Origin of the sequence: Mongoliimonas terrestris, assembly GCF_001927285.1 — a bacterium.
Taxonomy (GTDB): Bacteria; Pseudomonadota; Alphaproteobacteria; order Rhizobiales; family Pleomorphomonadaceae; genus Chthonobacter; species Chthonobacter terrestris.
On sequence record NZ_MSIG01000054.1, the window covers coordinates 1 to 825 of the forward strand.

Annotated in this window: 2 protein-coding genes; both read right to left on the bottom strand. The window is 69.9% G+C overall.

All coding sequences use genetic code 11. The annotated features are described in order from the left end of the window. Positions 1-92 precede the first annotated feature (92 nt). Positions 93-557, bottom strand: a complete 465-nt coding sequence (locus BUQ68_RS22585) for a type II toxin-antitoxin system VapC family toxin (protein ID WP_083656829.1) — start codon at positions 555-557, stop codon at positions 93-95. Continuing rightward, the coding region (locus tag BUQ68_RS22590) for a hypothetical protein (protein ID WP_210215682.1) at positions 550-825 on the bottom strand (276 nt) is incomplete at its 5' end. The genes BUQ68_RS22590 and BUQ68_RS22585, both read right to left, overlap by 8 nt.

Consider the following 825-nt stretch of genomic DNA (forward strand, 5'->3'; position numbering starts at 1 on the left):
CCAGGGGGCCTGCAGGTTGGACTTGCCCTTCGCGAGCCGCTCGCCGAGGGACGACGCGCCGGGGGGCAGGCCGAAGCCGGGGGCGAGGGCGGTCATGGCCATCGATCCAGATAAATCGCGATGGCGCGGTCCTCCAGGGCGAGGCGGTCGAGCTCACCGGCGACGGGCAGGCGGTCGTCGGCGGTCGCCACATGGGTGCACACGGTTCGAACCGCCGTTGCCAGATGGATCGCGTCCGGCAGTTTCAGGCTCGCATGCCGGACCCTGAGGTCCGCCGAGAGCTCCAGAACGGTGCGATCGACCGGCCAGACCGTGAAAGCATCGTCGTCCATGAGGATCTGACGATAGATCGCCGCGAGACCGTCGTCGCCCTGCTTCAAGGCCCCCACCAGCACCTCGGCCAGGGTGATCTCGGACGTCACCGCCGCCACGGCCCCGGTCTCCACGGCGCCGAGAAGGCGGCGCGCCGGACCGGCGGCGGCTCCCGCGCCCTCGTAGGCAAGGATGAAGACGTTGGTGTCGAGATAGACCGGTCCGGCTCGCGTCACGCTAGCCATCCCGGTCCGCAGGGTCGCCGTCCCGAACACCCCTGACGTGGGCGACGATCTCGTCGGCGGTGCGGTAGGTGTCCCGTCCGGCCTCGAAATGCTGGCTGAACCGGCCTGGCATCGGCGCGGGCGTCCCCAGATCCCGCACCACGATCTCCACCCGGTGCGACGGGTCGATGTCGCCGCGGACGGCAGCCGGCAGATCGCTCGCCAGGATTTCCCGTCTCACCACCTTGTTCATCGCCTCTTCCCTCCTCACCGGAACGTCTTGCGCGGG